The 17,182-nt window shown below is 41.1% G+C and carries 16 protein-coding genes; 2 read left to right on the plus strand and 14 right to left on the minus strand.

Annotation, left to right across the window (positions count from 1 at the left end; genetic code table 11):
- Nucleotides 1-3: 3 nt before the first annotated feature.
- From ATHSA_RS01025 to ATHSA_RS01090, 14 genes are all read right to left on the minus strand, one after another.
- Complete coding sequence (locus tag ATHSA_RS01025) at nt 4-963, minus strand: ABC transporter permease (RefSeq protein WP_161847339.1); 960 nt, start codon at nt 961-963, stop codon at nt 4-6.
- A complete protein-coding gene (locus ATHSA_RS01030; RefSeq protein WP_161847340.1) occupies nt 960-2,012 on the minus strand; it encodes an ABC transporter permease in 1,053 nt (350 codons plus the stop codon). The genes ATHSA_RS01025 and ATHSA_RS01030 overlap by 4 nt, the downstream gene beginning before the upstream one ends.
- Nucleotide 2,013: 1 nt before the next feature.
- The gene (locus ATHSA_RS01035) at nt 2,014-3,561 is read right to left on the minus strand and encodes an ABC transporter ATP-binding protein (RefSeq protein WP_161847341.1); all 1,548 of its coding nucleotides are present in this window, start codon (nt 3,559-3,561) and stop codon (nt 2,014-2,016) included.
- Nucleotides 3,562-3,611: 50 nt separating this feature from the next.
- On the minus strand, nt 3,612-4,622 hold the full coding sequence (locus ATHSA_RS01040) for a BMP family lipoprotein (protein ID WP_161847342.1): 1,011 nt from the start codon (nt 4,620-4,622) through the stop codon (nt 3,612-3,614).
- The gene (locus ATHSA_RS01045; protein ID WP_161847343.1) at nt 4,619-6,811 is read right to left on the minus strand and encodes a hypothetical protein; all 2,193 of its coding nucleotides are present in this window, start codon (nt 6,809-6,811) and stop codon (nt 4,619-4,621) included. Before ATHSA_RS01045 ends, ATHSA_RS01040 begins: the two co-directional genes overlap by 4 nt.
- 55 nt (nt 6,812-6,866) lie before the next feature.
- On the minus strand, nt 6,867-7,550 hold the full coding sequence (locus ATHSA_RS01050; RefSeq protein ID WP_232060101.1) for a class II glutamine amidotransferase: 684 nt from the start codon (nt 7,548-7,550) through the stop codon (nt 6,867-6,869).
- Between the two features lie 15 nt (nt 7,551-7,565).
- On the minus strand, nt 7,566-7,790 hold the full coding sequence (locus ATHSA_RS01055) for a putative signal transducing protein (RefSeq protein ID WP_161847345.1): 225 nt from the start codon (nt 7,788-7,790) through the stop codon (nt 7,566-7,568).
- Between the two features lie 81 nt (nt 7,791-7,871).
- Nucleotides 7,872-8,588 (minus strand): ABC transporter ATP-binding protein, encoded by a 717-nt coding sequence (locus ATHSA_RS01060; protein ID WP_161847346.1) that lies wholly within the window; start codon nt 8,586-8,588, stop codon nt 7,872-7,874.
- Nucleotides 8,581-9,420 carry an ABC transporter ATP-binding protein gene (locus tag ATHSA_RS01065; RefSeq protein ID WP_161847347.1) on the minus strand — a complete coding sequence of 280 codons (840 nt, stop codon included), beginning with the start codon at nt 9,418-9,420 and terminating at the stop codon, nt 8,581-8,583. Before ATHSA_RS01065 ends, ATHSA_RS01060 begins: the two co-directional genes overlap by 8 nt.
- A complete protein-coding gene (locus ATHSA_RS01070) occupies nt 9,413-10,474 on the minus strand; it encodes a branched-chain amino acid ABC transporter permease (protein ID WP_174755564.1) in 1,062 nt (353 codons plus the stop codon). Before ATHSA_RS01070 ends, ATHSA_RS01065 begins: the two co-directional genes overlap by 8 nt.
- Nucleotides 10,474-11,376 carry a branched-chain amino acid ABC transporter permease gene (locus tag ATHSA_RS01075; RefSeq protein WP_174755535.1) on the minus strand — a complete coding sequence of 301 codons (903 nt, stop codon included), beginning with the start codon at nt 11,374-11,376 and terminating at the stop codon, nt 10,474-10,476. The genes ATHSA_RS01070 and ATHSA_RS01075 overlap by 1 nt, the downstream gene beginning before the upstream one ends.
- Before the next feature lie 34 nt (nt 11,377-11,410).
- A complete protein-coding gene (locus ATHSA_RS01080) occupies nt 11,411-12,523 on the minus strand; it encodes an ABC transporter substrate-binding protein (protein WP_161847348.1) in 1,113 nt (370 codons plus the stop codon).
- Between the two features lie 169 nt (nt 12,524-12,692).
- Nucleotides 12,693-13,661, minus strand: a complete 969-nt coding sequence (locus tag ATHSA_RS01085; RefSeq protein WP_269473933.1) for a phospholipase D-like domain-containing protein — start codon at nt 13,659-13,661, stop codon at nt 12,693-12,695.
- Entirely contained in the window at nt 13,662-14,252 is a 591-nt protein-coding gene (locus ATHSA_RS01090) for a DNA mismatch repair protein MutT (RefSeq protein ID WP_161847350.1), read from the minus strand. It abuts the gene before it with no gap.
- Nucleotides 14,253-14,401: 149 nt separating this feature from the next.
- On the opposite strand from ATHSA_RS01090, the gene ATHSA_RS01095 reads away from it, so the two are divergent.
- Together ATHSA_RS01095 and ATHSA_RS01100 are read left to right on the plus strand one after the other, a co-directional pair.
- The gene (locus tag ATHSA_RS01095; protein ID WP_161847351.1) at nt 14,402-15,754 is read left to right on the plus strand and encodes a sigma 54-interacting transcriptional regulator; all 1,353 of its coding nucleotides are present in this window, start codon (nt 14,402-14,404) and stop codon (nt 15,752-15,754) included.
- 384 nt (nt 15,755-16,138) lie between these two features.
- Complete coding sequence (locus tag ATHSA_RS01100; RefSeq protein ID WP_197739185.1) at nt 16,139-17,170, plus strand: ABC transporter permease; 1,032 nt, start codon at nt 16,139-16,141, stop codon at nt 17,168-17,170.
- Nucleotides 17,171-17,182 lie beyond the last annotated feature (12 nt).

Genomic DNA, 17,182 nt, shown 5'->3' on the forward strand with positions numbered 1-17,182 from the left:
AAATCACTCCTTGATGTACGGAATTCCATCTGCACTTGGCGCTCTGCTCTTTCCTATAAATCCAGCAACTACTATGAGGGTTATTATGTAAGGAATCATTCCAAAGATGTATTGGGTATTTGTTGAAAGGTTTAAAATACTCTGGCTTTGCAATTGATTGTTGAAAGCCGTTGCGGCACCAAAGAGCAAAGATGCCGACATGGCACCGACAGGATTCCAGTTTCCTATTATCATCGCGGCAAGCGCTATGAATCCACGCCCGTTTGTCATGTTTGTGGTAAACTGACCGAGTTCTCCTATACTCAAATAAGCACCACCGAGTGCCGCAAATAATCCACTCATTATAACACCGAAATACCTCACGTTGTAAACATTTATTCCCAATGTGTCGGCCGCTTCCGGGTTATTTCCAACGGATCTCATTCTAAGGCCAAGTTTTGTCTTGTATATCAAGATCCATCCAAAGATCACAGAAGCGAATGCCATATAAACAAATGGCGAGAGATTCCCGAAGATCGGACCAAAGAAAGGCACATCCTTAAAACTTCCAAGATCGACAAGAGGTATTGAACGGACAAGATCTGTGGATCCGGGTTGTCCGAAAAGTTCTACAAGTGCAAAACCGGTTATACCTTGGGCAAGTAAGATAAGGGCGGTACCGCTTATTATCTGATCGGCTCCATACTTTATGGAAGCCCACGCATGGAGTGCGGCCATGGCAAGACCAAAGAAGGTTCCGAGTGCCAACCCGTACCAAGGATTTCCGGTGAAATAACTTCCCATCACCCCTCCAAAGGCTCCCATCAACATTATACCCTCAAGCGCTATATTAGTAACGCCCGTAGTCTCACTGAAGACACCACCCATCGCGGCAAGAATGAGAGGAGTGGATTGGGTGAGGGTTGATTTGTAAAATGTTGGATTTGTAAAAACATTCAAGATGGCCTGAATCCATTCGTTCATGCTTCAGCCTCTTTTCTTCTTCTTATTCTAATCGTTTTTATTATTCTATTCGCTGCGACGAGGAAGATTATTATTCCCTGAATTATAACGACGAGATCTTTTGGAACGCCTGCAATCTGCATCTGGTTTGATCCCGTTCTTATCGATGAGATCAAAAAGGCCGCAAGTGCAATTCCAATCGGGTCATTTTGTCCTATAAGCGCTATAGTTATTCCATCAAATCCCATACTTCCACCGAGAGCACCGAAATACCTTCCGTAAACACCTACCACCTGAGTTGTTCCGGCAAGACCTGCGAGTGCCCCGCTTATAGCCATCGCAAGCACAACGTTTTTACCTATGCTTATTCCTCCGTATTCGGCAGCGTAAGGATTAAATCCAACTGCCTTAACCTCGTACCCTATAGTCGTTCTCTGAATTATCACGTATATGACGACTATCGCGGCAAGAGAAACAAAGATTATAGTGCTAAGAGATGTCGCACCTACACTCATTATATTTGGAAATTGTGCCGAGTACGCGATGGATGGAGATTTTGGTACACCTCCGGGTGCCTGAAAAGGACCGTTTACAACGTAGTTCGCTATGAATGTGGCCACGTAGTTAAGCATTATAGTTGTTATGACCTCGTGCGCTCCTCTGTAGGCCTTAAGCCATCCGGCAATAGCCGCCCACGCGGCTCCGCCTAACATTCCCGCGATCATTACAAGCGGAATTGATAGAAAGAATGGATAAGAGCCAACAAGTGTCCCAACGTATGCGGAAAGAAGGGCACCTATTATAACCTGTCCATTTGCTCCTATGTTAAAGAGCCCTGCGCGAAATCCAAAACCGACCGCAAGACCTGTTAATATCAATGGTGAAGCCTTCATAAGATTGTCTATTATGGCTTCTTTTGTTCCAAAAGCCCCATAAAAGAGTGCGGCGTAAGCGACAAGAGGATTCTTACCGATTACGATCATGACAATGGCCGCTATCACAAGGGATATCAAAACTGAAAGAAGGGAGATTATAACTTTTTCGTTGAGCAAATACTTCTTTACGTTCATCTCATGCCTCCTGCCTGATATCTTCGAGTTTGTGGCCTGCCATCATCAATCCAACCTCTTCTGGTGTAGTTTTGTCTGGAGTTGTCTCGCCCATTATTTGTCCCTCGTAAATGGTCAGTATCCTGTCGCTAAGAGAAAATATCTCTTCTAATTCCATAGAAACAAGCAGTATGCCTATTCCTTTGTCTCTCATCGAGATAAGGGTTTTGTGAATGAATTCTATGGCTCCAACATCTAACCCTCTCGTAGGCTGGGAAACTATCATAAGCACCGGATTAAAGGCTATCTCTCTTGCCACTATGACCTTTTGCTGGTTTCCACCACTTAAATTCATGCCGAGAAGATCTATCTTGGGAGGTCTTACATCGAAGCGTTTTACGAGTTCTTCTGAAAATTTTTTTATTTCTTCTATCTTTAAAAACACACCGTCGCTGAATTTCGAATCGTCATGTTCTCCAAGAATAAAATTGTAATACACAGGGAATAATTTTATAAGACCATGTTTTAGCCTGTCCTCTGGAATGTGTCCCATTCCCATCTCGCGTCTTTTTTTTGGAGAATAGTTCGTTATGTCTTCGCCTTTAAAAATTATCTTTCCACTTTCAACCTTTCGAAGGCCAGTTATCGCTTCGGTCAGTTCGGTCTGGCCATTACCGGCAACACCTGCGATTCCGACGATTTCGCCCTTTCTTACACTTAAACTCAACCCTCTTACGGCCTCTATCCCACGGTTTTCCTTTACAACCAAGTTTTTAACCTGCAATATCTCCTCTCCAGGATGGGCCTTATCTTTTTCAACTGTGAGGAGAACCTCTCTTCCGACCATCATGTTTGCGAGTTGATTCGGATTGGTTTGAGAAGTTCTTACAACTCCTGTTACCTTTCCAAGCCTCATGACCGTTACAGATTCCGTGATGGCCATAACTTCATTCAATTTGTGAGTTATAAGTATTATCGTTCTGCCTTGCTTCTGAAGATTTTTGAGTATTTCAAAGAGTTCATTTGTTTCTTGAGGAGTTAAAACTGCAGTCGGCTCATCAAGGATTAGGATCTCGGCACCTCTGTAAAGTACCTTTATTATTTCAACCCTTTGCTGCATACCAACTGGTAAATCTTCGATTATGGCGTCCGGATCCACAAGGAGTCCGAATTTCTTAGAAAGTTCCCTTATCTCTTTTCTTGATCTGTTAAGATCAAAAAAAGGACCTCTTACCGGTTCCTTACCCAGCACTATGTTTTCCACGACACTTAACCTGTCGACAAGCATGAAATGCTGGTGAACCATTCCTATCTTGGCCTCTATCGCATCATTTGGGTTTCTTATCTGTTTCTCAAAGCCATTTATGTATATCTTCCCCTCGTCCGGCCTTATGAGACCGTACAACTGACTCATAAGAGTTGTCTTACCGGCGCCATTTTCACCGACTATTGCGTGGATCTCTCCCTTTTTCACAAAGAGATCGACATGATCATTTGCAAGGACACCCGGAAATCTTTTTGTTATTCCCTTCATGACAACGGCATATTGTGAGTAATCTGCCTTTTCCATTTTGCCTCCCATCATTAATCTGGCGGGAGGGAAACTCCCGCCAGATCAATTCAGAACTGTATAGGTGGAACCTGGAAAGATTGCAATTCCTTTTCTGTTGCAGGAACTACTATTTGTCCGCTTATAACTGCCTGTTTGAGGACATCAAGTTGATGCATAACGCTTGCCGGCACCAGTTGCTTTGTGTAGGTCATAGGACTGATTCCAACACCGTTGTCCTTTAACGTCAACGTTACCGTTCCGGCCTTGAATGTGCCATCTATTACGGACTTAATTCCATCAAAGACTGCAACATCAACGCGTTTCATGGCACTCGTAAGAACGTATCCCGGAGCAAGATAATCCTGGTCCTGATCCACTCCTATTGCAAAGTGTCCCGGTCCTGCATCCTTTGCAGCCTCGATCGTTCCGAGGCCCGAAAGTCCGGCGGCGGCAAATACAATATCTGCGCCTTCGGAGAACTGGCTATTTGTCATTGCCTTTCCAGCAGCCGGATCGTCAAAACTCCCAACATATCCGGAAAGCACCTGAACATTTGCACCATTCAAAACGTTGTAGGTCTGTATGCCAGCCTCGTATCCGTACTGGTACCTCTCAACTGGCGGTATCGGTATTCCACCGACAAATCCAACCTTGCCAGTTTTTGACATTGCGGCGGCAAGATATCCCGCAAGATATGCTCCTTGGTTTTCAGAAAAGAGGAAACTTTCAACGTTTGGTGCATCGACAGAGAAATCTATCGTGATGAATTTGACGTTCGGGAACTGAGGTGCAACCTTTGCAACGGCATCCTGCATCATGAATCCAACTGCAACGACCACATCGGCAACCTGTGCCGCCGCCGTAAGGTTTGGAACGTAATCGGCCTGCTCGTAAGATTGAATGACATTTGCCGTTATTCCGTATTTCTGGACGGCCATCTGAACGCCAGCCCATGCGCTATCGTTAAACGACTTATCACCAAGACCTCCGGTATCGGTGACAAAGAAAACTGTAAGCGGTAAACCAACCGTCGCGAGTGCGAGGATAGAGACTAAAAACGCGATAAGAAACTTCCTCATGTCTTTCCCTCCTTTATCAATTTAAAGCGCGTATAAAGCGCCTCAAAAGCGACAAAAATGGAAACTGCCATTATAAGGATCAAGATGAAAAGATTCGGTCCTTCTCCTTTCAAAAGTGTATAGGAGTAAGTTGGGAAGCCGTATTCTACAAAGATTTCTAAGACTTTCTGGTAAAAGATCATAACCGATCCAAAAATGGTCAAAAGTGATATCACAAACCTGTACATCCAATTTTTTCTAAAGAAGGTTACACTTATGAACAACATCGAAATAAGGATGAACAATTTTGAACCATCAGAAGTCTGGAAAAATTGTATATTCGGGGCACGCTCATCGATCTCATTCGCTTTATTTGCAAGATTTATCAATTGCGTCGAAATCTCGGTGAGATTGCTCGAAGATATCTGCGATTCCAAGTTTTTCTTGATATCATTTCTAAGTTGCGGCGCGGCAAAAGTATAAATTCCATTCAAAGTTGAGGAAAGGGCATTTTCATTTCTGTAAACTGAGTTAAGTCTATTTTGTATATCGTCGATTGCCGCCTGGGCTCTATCTCTTACAACTCTTATCGAGTCTTGAGAATTATTGAGGTTCGAAAAACTAAAGTAATTCGAGTTTCTGTCTACATTTACCATCAAAGAACTGGGATATTCGACTATTCCTTTAAGAGCGCCGGACTTTTTTAAGGTTGTCAGATAAAAAGAGATCGTTTGATTTGCGAAGTTGTAAGTGTCAGATCTTAAAGCCGAAAGATCCGAACTTATGTTCTGAAGATCGTATGTTATTATCCCATTTTGTCCGTAAATTTCATTTTCGTATATTCCAAGGTAAGGACTTTTAAGGAAATTTTGATTGTTGGACATTCTTGTGTATTCAAGGTTAGAATAGAGAGGAACAAAAATGACGATCAAAAATAGCGCGCCAACTGAAATCATCGATATTATCTGGAATATGTTTTTTATCTTTCCTATATTCAAAAATGAAAGGAAACTCAAAAACGCAACTGTCACTATCAAAAATCCGTAAAGTGTTGAATCAAGCCTGCTAAGCATCGGATCTATTCCGAAGATCAAAACAAATGACTCAAAAACGAGAATGGCAAGCATAACGTATCCAACGATTTTTCTTTTGTAGATGAAGAAAAAGATAAGAGCGATCGCGTAGACGAGCCATCTCCATTCTATCGGAGAGATGGGCGCTGCACTTGCCGAGGCAAGGGTATTTTCAAGGTTGAAAATTCTCGCGTTGAAATTTTTAGAAACTGAATTTTTCACGGTATTGGCCGAAAGCATCTCTTGAACAGTTATCGATGAGGAAAAGCCTTTTAACATGTTTTCAACGGCAGTCTTTGTAGATTGTCCAGAAGAGAGTAAAATCTTAAAGGTTTTAACGGAACTGTCTGCTGACTGGGAAAGTTTGTTTTTTAAATCATCGAAGGCCGAATCAATTGCTTTCTGATTCAAAGATTGAAATACGAGATCTGAAATGTAAGAGTTCATAGTCGGATTTTGAACAGGTTGAAATTTAAAATCGTAGGAATTCACCGCATTCAGAATATCTTCTGGCACATTCTTGTAAGATTTTTGAAGTGCCGAAATTATGAAAGATTTTGGATCAATTTGCTGGTACATGTAATTTCCGAGAGGCGTCCCCGACGATCCGAGAGATTTTTGAAAATAAGCCTTTGTAAGTTCGGCCGCCGAATTTTGAACCTTTGTCCCCAGATCAAAGACAGCCTGATTAAATGTAGCAAAGTAAGGAAAGTCAGTCTGACCTACACTTTTACCGTAAAGGTTGTCTATCGCGTAAACGAGGAAACCCGCAAGGGCTACATTTTCGACCTCATCATTCGTTTTGTATCTTTGGTATATATTCTGAGCGATGTACCACATGTCTATGGTCTGGAAATTTCCCATCGCCCCGGGCGGGATCTGGTAACTTCTCATTCTTATCCATCTGTAATATGCCGCCGGCTCGAATTCACTCACAATAGTGTAAACAGCCTGTTCAACCTGATTCGAGGGAACAGCCTCAATAGATCCCGTCTTCTCGATCTGGGAGAGATAAAGGTTAAAAGTCTGGATGTAATCCCTGTAATCTCCCACAACCTTTGTTTCAAAAGTCGAAGAAAAAGAAAAAGAATAAAGTACCGAAATTAATACGATAAATGCCACGAAGTATTTTTTCATCTAAACACCCCGACTATCTTTTTAAAATTCTATCACAAAAATCTTTTAAGATCAATCAGACCTTTATTGTCCCCTTTACGAATTCCACCCTCGAATTGACCGTTGCCATAACAAACTCGCCAGACTTTAAAGAAACCCACCTCGAGTCTAAAGGTTCCGTTGAGATCGATATCCGATCATCTTCTTCAAAATAAAATAACGTATGATAACCGTCTTCATCTTCTTTCACATATCTTACGCCCAGTAAAATCTCACCACTCGAGATAATTGCATTCATTGAGGTGAACTTGTTTTCAGAAATCTCTACCAATTCTCTTATCGTATTTTCTACCGATCTGACGGGATCCTGCTTTAGATTTTCAATAAATCTTTTGGCGTAAAATTGGGTATCTATCTCATTTTTTTCTTTCTTTCCCGAAAGATTGTATATCGTCCCGTTGTGGGCAAAAGACCAGATCTTCCCTTTTTTCTCAAAAATGAATGGATGGGAGAACAGCAGATTCGCCTTTCCGAAACTTGCCTTTCTCGCGTGAATGATGGCTGCCGAAGCATCCACGGATATAGTACCAGTTTTCCAGATCGGATCGGAAGACTTTTTGATCAAAAGGTCATTTCGATCGTAACATGACATGCCCCATCCATCTGGATGTGGAGCACCTTTTCCATGTATAGCCTGATTCTTTAAAAAATCGATGTAAGGCGATATGTTGCAAGATTTTGTCGAAATGAATCCTATCATTCTGCACATAATCCATCATTCCCTGTTTATTTCATTTATAAGAGACCTCGCCTCTTCCAGGTCCTCCGATTTAACGAGCAATTCTTTTGGACCGGTTGATCCAAAAATGGCACTTCCACCGTAAGGGACAGTTGAATCTCTTATCTTCGCTTCAATCCCGTTTTCATTTAAGAATCCCTTCACTATCTGGGCCTTTGTCTCATTTTCAAAGATATTGAGAACTTCCCATTCTTCTTTCACACCTATCACCTTCCTCCTTTCAATCATAACATAAAAAATGAAGAGGTCATCTAAGACCTCTAAAAAGTAGACGGTGATGGATCATTTGACGCCAAGATAAGATTTTCTTACCTCTTCATGCGCAAGTAAACTTTTTCCACTTCCCTCTAACGCTATCTTACCAGTCTCCAAAACGTAGGCGTAATCGGCATTCGCCAATGCCATAGTCGCATTTTGTTCGACTAAAAGGATCGTTTTACCTTCATCTTTTATCTTTTTTATGACCTCAAAGACCATTTTGACAAGTAGAGGCGCGAGGCCAAGAGATGGTTCATCCATGAGAAGTATTTTTGGACTGCCCATAAGGGCCCTTCCTATAGCGAGCATTTGTTGCTCACCGCCCGAGAGTGTGCCTCCGGGCTGTTTTAATCTCTCCTTTATTCTTGGAAAGAGCGAAAGTACAAAATCAAAATCACGCTTTATTCCATCTTTATCGTTTCTACCGTATGAGCCTATCATCAAATTTTCCTGAACCGTTAAATTGGGAAAGATCCTTCTTCCCTCGGGAACCAAAACGATACCACTTTTGACTATGTCGGCCGTGCTGCTTTTAGTTATGTCATGACCTTCATACAAAATCTTTCCCTTTTTAGATGTAACTAAATTCATTATAGCATTCAATGTGGAACTCTTACCGGCACCATTCGCACCTATAAGGGTTACTATCTCTCCAGCGTTAACTCTAATGTTAATGCCCTTTATGGCATTTATAACCCCATAATGAACTTTTAGATCCTCTATTTTAAGTATTTCAGGCATAAACTTCATCTCCAAGGTATGCCTCTATAACCTTTTTATCATTTTGTACCTCGTAAGGACTTCCATGGGAGATCAATTTCCCGTAATCAAGCACGTATATTCTTTCGCACAAATTCATCACGAACTTCATATCATGCTCTATTAAAAGAATCGTAAGAGAAAATTCCTTCATTATTTTCTTTACAGTCTCAAGTAATTCTTCGCTTTCATGAGGATTCATCCCCGCCGCCGGCTCGTCGAGTATCAAAAGGGAAGGGTTCGTCGCAAGTGCCCTTGCTATCTCAACTTTTCTTTGCTGGCCGTAAGGCAGTGCCGATGCTTTGAAATCGGCGTATTTTTGCAATCCCATCTTTTTTAGAAGTTCAAATGCCTTCTCTTTCATCGTTTTCTCAGCCTTCAGATAAGATGGCGTTTTAAGAATGGCACCGACAAGCCATGGCCTCCACGATGGTTTTGGAAAACTCGGATCATGTTTGTGAAGAAATTTAAGGGCTTTTCCATTTGTAAAATAAGAATGCTGTCCCACCATGACATTCTCCATCACGCTCATATCCGAAAAGAGCCTTATATTTTGAAATGTTCTTGCTATCCCGATCTGATTTATCAACTGCGGACTTTGACCGGTTATGTCTATTCCTTTAAAAAAGATCTTTCCACTCTGTGGCTTGTATATGCCAGTTATGGCATTGAAGACCGTCGTCTTACCAGCACCGTTCGGCCCTATAAGACCTATGAGTTCACCTTTATTTATATACATAGAAAAAGAGTCTACAGCAATTAAGCCACCGAATTTTACAGTTATATTGTCTATTTTCAATATATTTTCATTCATTTTGTACTTCCACCTTCTTGAAAAAATTGTAAATCTTTTGCCAGTTTAACTCTTCCTTGCCCATAAGGCCTCTTCTCCAGAAGATCATCACGACTATGAACAGGACCGATAAGATGAGCATGCTCATACCGGGAACACCCGGAATTGTGAAACCAAAGATCGTGATGTTAGATTCGAAAATTCTAAGCCATTGAGAAACAAAGGCAAAAAAGATGGCACCTAAAATCGCTCCCGTTATACTTCCGAGACCTCCTATCACTATCATTATGAGCACATAAAATGTGAGCATAACTCCCAAACTCGTCGGTCTCGGATCCAAAGTCGTTATCCAGTGAGCGTAAAGGGCACCGGAAATGCCGGCAAAAAATCCGCTTATGACGAATGCCATCATTTGATGACGGAAAACATCTATTCCCATTACCTTTGCCGCAACCGGATCCTCGGATATAGCCCTGAGGGCTCTTCCATAACTGCTGTATTTAAGACTTCCTATGATAAGTACCGTTACGAGTAACCATCCCCATGCCCACCATACATTTGTATAAGGATTGATTCCCTTCAGGCCAAGAGTTCCGTTAGTCACTCCGTAAAGATTTTGTATAAGTATCCTTATTATCTCAGCAAAGGCAAGCGTGGCGATCGCGAAATAGTCCCCGGTTAACCTCAAAGAAGGATAACCGATCAAAAAGGCGAAGAATGCCGCAACAAGACCTCCTATTATCGTGGCCGGTAAAAATCCAATCTGAATGCTGTTCAAAGGCCATATAAGTGGCTGGATGAAAAAAGACATCTCTTTTTGCTGGAGGGACAAAGTCAAAAGCGCCGACGTGTAAGCGCCTATCGCTATAAATCCTGCCTGTCCGAGGGAAAAGATCCCTGTTATGCCGTTAACAAGCGTGTAACTCACGGCCATTATCGAGTATATCGCCACCAAAGTCACGATCCTTGACCAGTAATCTCCGAGAACGCTCACGTTGGAGAGAAAAAAATATATTCCAATCAAAAATGCGATTGTAAGAATCAAATTGATCTTTAAAGGTATTCTTTTCACGATCACACCTTCTGTTCAGAGTAGATCTTGAATATACCAGTAGGCCTAAACATCAAGATGATAACGAGCACAACGTATGCGAAAACGTCCCTGTAACCTGCAAGAGATGGAAAGAATCCTACTATCATTATTTCGAGAAAACCAAGCAGAAATCCTCCAACAATTGCTCCCTGAATAGAACCGATTCCACCTATTACAGCCGCTATGAAAGCCTTAAGGCCCGGCGTGAAACCCATGTAAGGCTGGACCTGCGGATACTTCATAGCCCAAAGTATGCCTGCAACGGCAGCGAAAGTAGATCCAAGAACAAATGTCATACTTATGACGTTATTCACATTTGCCCCCATGAGGCTCGTTGTTGGTATATCCACAGAAATGGCACGCATTGCAAGACCTATTTTAGTTTTATAAAGTATCCACCAAAGGATAAGAAAAAGGAAAAAGGTAACTCCTATCGTTATAAATGTCAGAAGAGGTATTCTCGATTGTCCGATCAAAATAATATCGGAGAAAAACTTTGGGTAAACGTTGAAAGACTTTGGTATTCCGCCGAAGACGACAACCGCAAAACTTTCAAGGAAAAAAGACATTCCTATGGCAGTTATCAAAGAAGAAATGCGTGGCGCATTTCGAAGAGGCCGGTATGCTATCTTTTCGATTGAAAATCCGAGAAGTCCGGTGATTAAAATCGCCACAAGAAAGCCAAGATACCACGGCAGAAAGAAGATCGTTATTGCGTAAAACGCAAAATACGTACCCATCATGAAGATGTCTCCGTGGGCGAAATTTATCAGTCTCAGTATCCCGTAAACCATCGTGTACCCAACGGCTATAAGAGCATAGAGACTCCCAAGAGAAAGGCTGTTGAAGATGTTCTGTATCAGTGCGTTCAATCCTATGTCCATTCCATCACCTCAAAAACATGAGGGGAAAATCCCCTCATGGATTTATAGTTGTCACGTAAGTGAACTGACCGTTGACTACTTCGTTTATAACGGCAGATTTAACGGCATTTCCGTCCGAGCCTATCGTTATGTAACCAGTTGCTCCTTCAAAATTCTTCGTACTTCTTATCGCTTCGTTGATCTTGACTGGATCAGTTGAATTTGCCCTCTCTATTGCGTTTAGCATAACGAGGTAATCATCAAATCCGAGCGCTGCAAGTGCAGAAGGAGAAGTATGGTACTTTTCTTCGAATTTTGCGACGAATTCCTGACCTATCTTTGTCACAGGATGATCGGCGTTGAAGTGAGAGGTATAATACAGACCGTTAACGGCGCTACCGGCTATCTTTATAAGTTCCGGAGCCTCCGCTCCATCTCCAGCCAAGAATGGTCCTTTGTATCCCAATTGCCTCGCCTGTTTTGCCATTAAAGCGATCTCGGGATAATATCCGGAGATGTATATGACATCGGGATTATGGCTTAGCGCATCCGTGAGCTGGGCGCTGAAGTCCTGATCTCCCGACTGGTAATATTCTTTGTAAACGACACCACCTGCGGCCGTAAAGTCCTTTATGAAGAAGTTGGAAAGACCGACGCTATAATCCTGTGCGACGTCCGTAAAGACCGCGGCAGTTTTAGCCTTTAGATTGTTTATCGCGAAGACGGCCGCAACATGGCCCTGAAACGGGTCGATAAAGCACACTCTCGATGTATATGTCTTTCCCTGTGTTACAAGCGGGTTCGTCGAGGCCGGTGAAAGCAGCGGAATATGATACTTTTCGGCGATCGGTGCGCCGGCCATAGTGTTGGAACTTGCAACCTCTCCAAGAATTCCAACAACATTGCTTAAATTTATCAATCTGCTAATGACATTCGCAGCCTCCGTCTTGTCCGATCTGTTATCGGCAAGTACCAATTCGACCTTTTTACCGAGAACTGTCGGGAACATTTCATTTGCAAGTTCTACCCCCTGCCAGACCATCTGGCCAAATGAAGAAATATTTCCGGTCATCGGTAAAGCCACGCCAATTTTGATGACGTCATCCGCCACGGCAAAAGTAGCAAAGATCATCACAATAATGCTTGTTAATATCAATACCTTTTTCATTTACCTACCTCCCTTTTTGAACTTGTGGACTTATTTTGTATCAATTGTATACCGTTAAAGTTTACAAGTCAATCCCTTTGCATTAATTCTTATTTTAAATTTAATTTTAATGTAAAATATAAGAGTGTTTGGCTGGTGGCACGTGGGCCTCGACACTGAAAAATAAAATTCAATTGAAGATCGAATTGAAATTTTTGAGATACTCTAAGGCTATCTCTTTCGAGTAGATGAACAAGACTACCTCACTGTTTTTTCTTTCTGCAGAGAGAGTTAGATTATATGATCCGGTTATGACGACTGGATCGGAACCATTGGGATCAATTATAACGTACTTGTCGTGCAGAAGACCATCGATTACTTTGTACTTCTTCACAAAATCGAATTCTTTCATTTTGGGAATGAAACTGTACGATGAGGAATTCCATTCTTCGTCCGCTATTACTCTGACTTTAACTCCCTTTTGATCGAGATACGCGAGAAAAAGTCCGATTCGGGGATCGGAAAAAGAATAGATCGCTACATCAATTTCTGATTTAGCACGTTTTAACTTATCGAGAATTAAATCGAATGAGTCCTTCGAAGGAGAAAACCTAACTTCCACTTTTATTCCTTCAACAAGAAAGTTTGTCTGTTCATTTTCCTTTGAAGAAAAAAATCCATTTCTCATTCTTTGAAAGTCATTTTCGAATACATTTGCGAGTTCATAAGAATCAAAAATGACGGCATTGTTAAAATCTTTGTAAAAGGAAGATTTGGTGAAATTCGAGGATCCACACCAGACATATCTACCATCTACGATGACGTATTTTGAATGCATAAGACCATTTGTCGGAGGATCTGCAACTACATCTAAAGGATAAAGGTGCTTAAGGCTCTTTAAATAATTCTCTCCCTCCATTACAATCCGAACATCTACGTTTTCATCTATCTTCTTTTTTAAGATCGCGATAATATCCTCATCGTCTACACTGTAAATGGCGATATGTATCGACATATGGGCAGAATCAATGAGATCTACTAAAGATTTTTTTAGATTACCAGCATCGGGTGGGGAATTAAATAATACCTGCCATGAAAAAGAAAGTGTTGAGACGGATATCAAAAAACAGATCGCAAAGAATTTAAACGCGAAATGCATTTAAGTGTTAAGCATATCTATTACGTATTTAGACCAACTTTCCATTAAATCATATTTCGAAAGCAGATCGGCAAGATTTGCAAATTCCCACACGAATTTATCCTTTTCTCTAATGCCTTCTATTTCTGCCTTGATCTGAAAGACTACACCGAGATGGACTCTGTTTACGGGCGTGGTTGATTCTTTTATAACTCCGAGATATTTTGGCCATCCAACAGAATTCTTTATTATAACCTCTTCGTTCATTTCTCTTTCCATTCCAGAAAGGAATTTCATCCACGGGGTCTCTCCCTCATCCTGATCGTTTACATGACCACCTATTCCTATACTGTACATACCGTGAAGTCTCTTTTCCGTTTGAGAAGAAAGCCTTCTGACAAGCAAATAAAGATCGTCAAGATTTCTCATCACAACGTAGGGAATGATCTGCCTTATCGATTCATCCGATTCGGCCCTTTCACGTTTTACAAAAAAACCATTTCGCTCTGTAAGTTCTTTTATTTTCTCGATTGGAATATTTATAAATCCGGTATTCGGTATTAATTCATCAACATCCTTTGAAGGTATGACGAGTACCATTTCTCCGGTCAATTAAATGACCCCCTTTTTTGATTTATCATAGAAATTCTATCATAAATCTTCACGCTTATAAAATGAAAATGCTTTTGGTTTTTGTCTTAAGAAAATGGTAAAATAATAAAAATAGAGAAGATAAATAGGAAGGATAAGGGGGCGATCTGATGAAAGTGCTTTTCATCTATGATTTCAATGCGAAATTAGAGAACTACACAGGGGATCTTTTCGATGACTTTTTCGTCTTCGATGATATAGAAAATGCTCTCGAAATGTTGAAAACAAAAAAAGATGGAAAATTTCTAATATTCGTAGATCGCAAATACTCAAAGTTCGTTCAAAGTCTAAAAGACTTTACAATTACCAATGGGATACCATCGAGGATATTTGTGAATTCACCCGAATCAGATTTTTCCATGGTTTCTGAAAGGATCATCTCATTCGATTTCAACCGCTACGGAGGGGTCGAACAATTCCTTTTAGATTTAGAAAAACAAACACGAAGGCTTGCTGGAATAAGTAATTTTATAAGAAATCTCAAAGAAGATATCATTTTTGTGTCATTCAGCAACCTAAACATGTTTATTTCCGGGGAAACGGGAACGGGGAAATCTTTAGTTACTCAAATCGCGCATCTGATCTCCCCAAGACGCGGAAATAGATTCCTCGAGATAAATTGCGTGAATGTCCCCGAAGATTTGCTTGAGAGCGAACTTTTCGGTCATGCAAAAGGTGCATTTACAGGCGCTTACAACGAAAAGAAAGGACTTTTGGAAGAGTCAAATGGGGGAACCTTGTTCCTCGACGAAATAGGAGAAATGCCGTCTCATGTCCAGTCAAAACTTTTAAAAGTGATAGAGACAAAAAAATTCATGCCAATAGGATCCAGCAAAGAGAGAAGCGTCGACGTACGATTTTGTTCGGCTACAAATCAAAATCCACAATTACGACTCAGAGAGGATCTGTTTCAAAGGATATCTGAAATAAAATTGGAAATGATCCCTTTAAGGGAAAGAAAGGAAGATATACCATCGATAGTAAACATGTTTTTGACCGGGTCAAATTACAATATGAGATTTGAAGATTTCCCGCACGAGGTGAAGAATGCATTTATGTCGCACAACTATCCGGGAAACATAAGGGAGTTGAGAAATATAATCTCAAGGTTCATTGAATTCTCTCAACTTCCAGTCCATCAAGACGTTATCAAACGATACAATCCGAATGCTTTTGCCAAGCAGGAACTAATAGAAAGGTTCGTGATATCGATGGCCGATCTTTACATGGGCGAGATAGAGCCTTTAGAAACGGTTATAAAACGAATACGCTCAAGACTTGAGAGCGAGATCGCAAGACGTGTGCTTAATTCTTGCGGCTGGGATAAAGAAATGTCTGCCAAAAAACTCTCCGTGAGCCGTAAAACAATAGACAACATGATAAAAAAGTACGGCCTTGACAAAAGAAAAAGAAAAGTAAAAAAAAATAGGCGATGTAAGTACAGCCTAAATTCATCTTCATGATTTAACCCTCATTTTTTGAGGGATTTTATTTTTATTTTGGCAATTTTGCCCAATTAAAAACTATTAGGAATCTTTATCTCATTTTTAATTCTTGGATCTCACGTTATCTCACATTTTTGTAGTATAAAAGAAATCCTAAAATAAGCAAGACTTAATTTGTTGTTAATTGACTTCTAAATTGTTAAGTGTTAAGATAAACATCAATAAAAATTAATAAGGTGATTTTATATTATGACGTTAACGATGTATTTTAAACAATTTGTAATACTAAAGACATAGACCTAATGGATCGCTTCGGTGTATCTGTTAGGCCATGTTGAATTATAAGACATGGCTTTTTTATTTAAGGTGAGGTGGAAGCAACAAATTAAGGAGGTGCTGGCATTGCTTGGCTTTGCGGCGAGAAGAATGTTGCTTTTGCCTGTTACCATTCTTGGCCTCACACTGTTGATCTTTCTCTTCATGTCCTTTTTGTCTCCCTACGAACTTCTTTCAACCTATGTAAGCGATCCGAGACAACTTCAGGGAGATGCGGCCCAAACACTTATAAAACAATATGGACTCGATCAACCATTTTACGTCAAATACGTCAAATGGATCGACGAGGTTATCCACGGAAAGTTTGGGTGGTCTGTAACCCTCAATGAACCCGTTTCAAAGGCGATCATGCAGAGATTCCCGGCGACTTTAGAACTTGCAATTTACTCGATCATCCCAATAATATTAGGCGGAATATGGCTTGGTGTTACCTCTGCCGTTCATCATAACAAATTCATAGATCAAATGCTAAGGGTCTTTGCCCTGCTTGGATATTCAATACCTTCATTTGTGCTTGGCCTTGTAATACTTTTCATATTTTACGGTGTACTTGGATGGCTTCCACCCGGCAGACTCGGAGTGAATTTTTCCATGATATACGATTCGTCTTCTTTTTATCACTATACCGGTCTGGTTACGATAGATGCGCTTTTGAATGGAAGGTTTTGGATGTTTTTGGACGCTCTCAAACATCTCGTCGCCCCTGTAATGACGCTTTCTTTCCTTTCATGGGCTGGTCTTTTGAGGATAACTCGATCTTCAATGCTTGAGGCTTTGGGACAGGATTACGTAAGGACTGCCCGAGCGAAAGGATTAAGCGAGAGGGTAGTAATAAACAAGCATGCGAGAAAAAATGCGCTAATTCCTGCAACGACAGTTGCTGGTTTGATGTTCATAGGGATATTGGGCGGTGTGGTCATAACCGAGACCATCTTCAACTATCCCGGAATCGGCAGCCTTATGGCTCAGGCATCCGAACAACTCGATTATGCTACCGTTCTTGGAATAACTTTGATATACGGACTTGTGACAGTCATCGGCAATCTTGCCGTCGACATTTCTTACGCGTTGATAGATCCGAGAGTCAGATTGAGATAGAAAAGCGGTGAG

The sequence above is a fragment of the Athalassotoga saccharophila genome (genome assembly GCF_009936215.1).
Lineage (GTDB): Bacteria > Thermotogota > Thermotogae > Mesoaciditogales > Mesoaciditogaceae > Athalassotoga > Athalassotoga saccharophila.

Excerpts from the sequence above, each read along its gene's own strand:
- ATHSA_RS01025 (WP_161847339.1), bottom strand. The coding sequence starts at position 963 with ATGAACGAATGGATTCAGGCCATCTTGAATGTTTTTACAAATCCAACA.
- ATHSA_RS01030 (WP_161847340.1), bottom strand. The coding sequence starts at position 2,012 with ATGAACGTAAAGAAGTATTTGCTCAACGAAAAAGTTATAATCTCCCTT.
- ATHSA_RS01035 (WP_161847341.1), bottom strand. The coding sequence starts at position 3,561 with ATGGAAAAGGCAGATTACTCACAATATGCCGTTGTCATGAAGGGAATA.
- ATHSA_RS01040 (WP_161847342.1), bottom strand. The coding sequence starts at position 4,622 with ATGAGGAAGTTTCTTATCGCGTTTTTAGTCTCTATCCTCGCACTCGCG.
- ATHSA_RS01045 (WP_161847343.1), bottom strand. The coding sequence starts at position 6,811 with ATGAAAAAATACTTCGTGGCATTTATCGTATTAATTTCGGTACTTTAT.
- ATHSA_RS01050 (WP_232060101.1), bottom strand. The coding sequence starts at position 7,550 with ATGATAGGATTCATTTCGACAAAATCTTGCAACATATCGCCTTACATC.
- ATHSA_RS01060 (WP_161847346.1), bottom strand. The coding sequence starts at position 8,588 with ATGCCTGAAATACTTAAAATAGAGGATCTAAAAGTTCATTATGGGGTT.
- ATHSA_RS01065 (WP_161847347.1), bottom strand. The coding sequence starts at position 9,420 with ATGAATGAAAATATATTGAAAATAGACAATATAACTGTAAAATTCGGT.
- ATHSA_RS01075 (WP_174755535.1), bottom strand. The coding sequence starts at position 11,376 with ATGGACATAGGATTGAACGCACTGATACAGAACATCTTCAACAGCCTT.
- ATHSA_RS01080 (WP_161847348.1), bottom strand. The coding sequence starts at position 12,523 with ATGAAAAAGGTATTGATATTAACAAGCATTATTGTGATGATCTTTGCT.
- ATHSA_RS01085 (WP_269473933.1), bottom strand. The coding sequence starts at position 13,661 with ATGCATTTCGCGTTTAAATTCTTTGCGATCTGTTTTTTGATATCCGTC.
- ATHSA_RS01095 (WP_161847351.1), top strand. The coding sequence starts at position 14,402 with ATGAAAGTGCTTTTCATCTATGATTTCAATGCGAAATTAGAGAACTAC.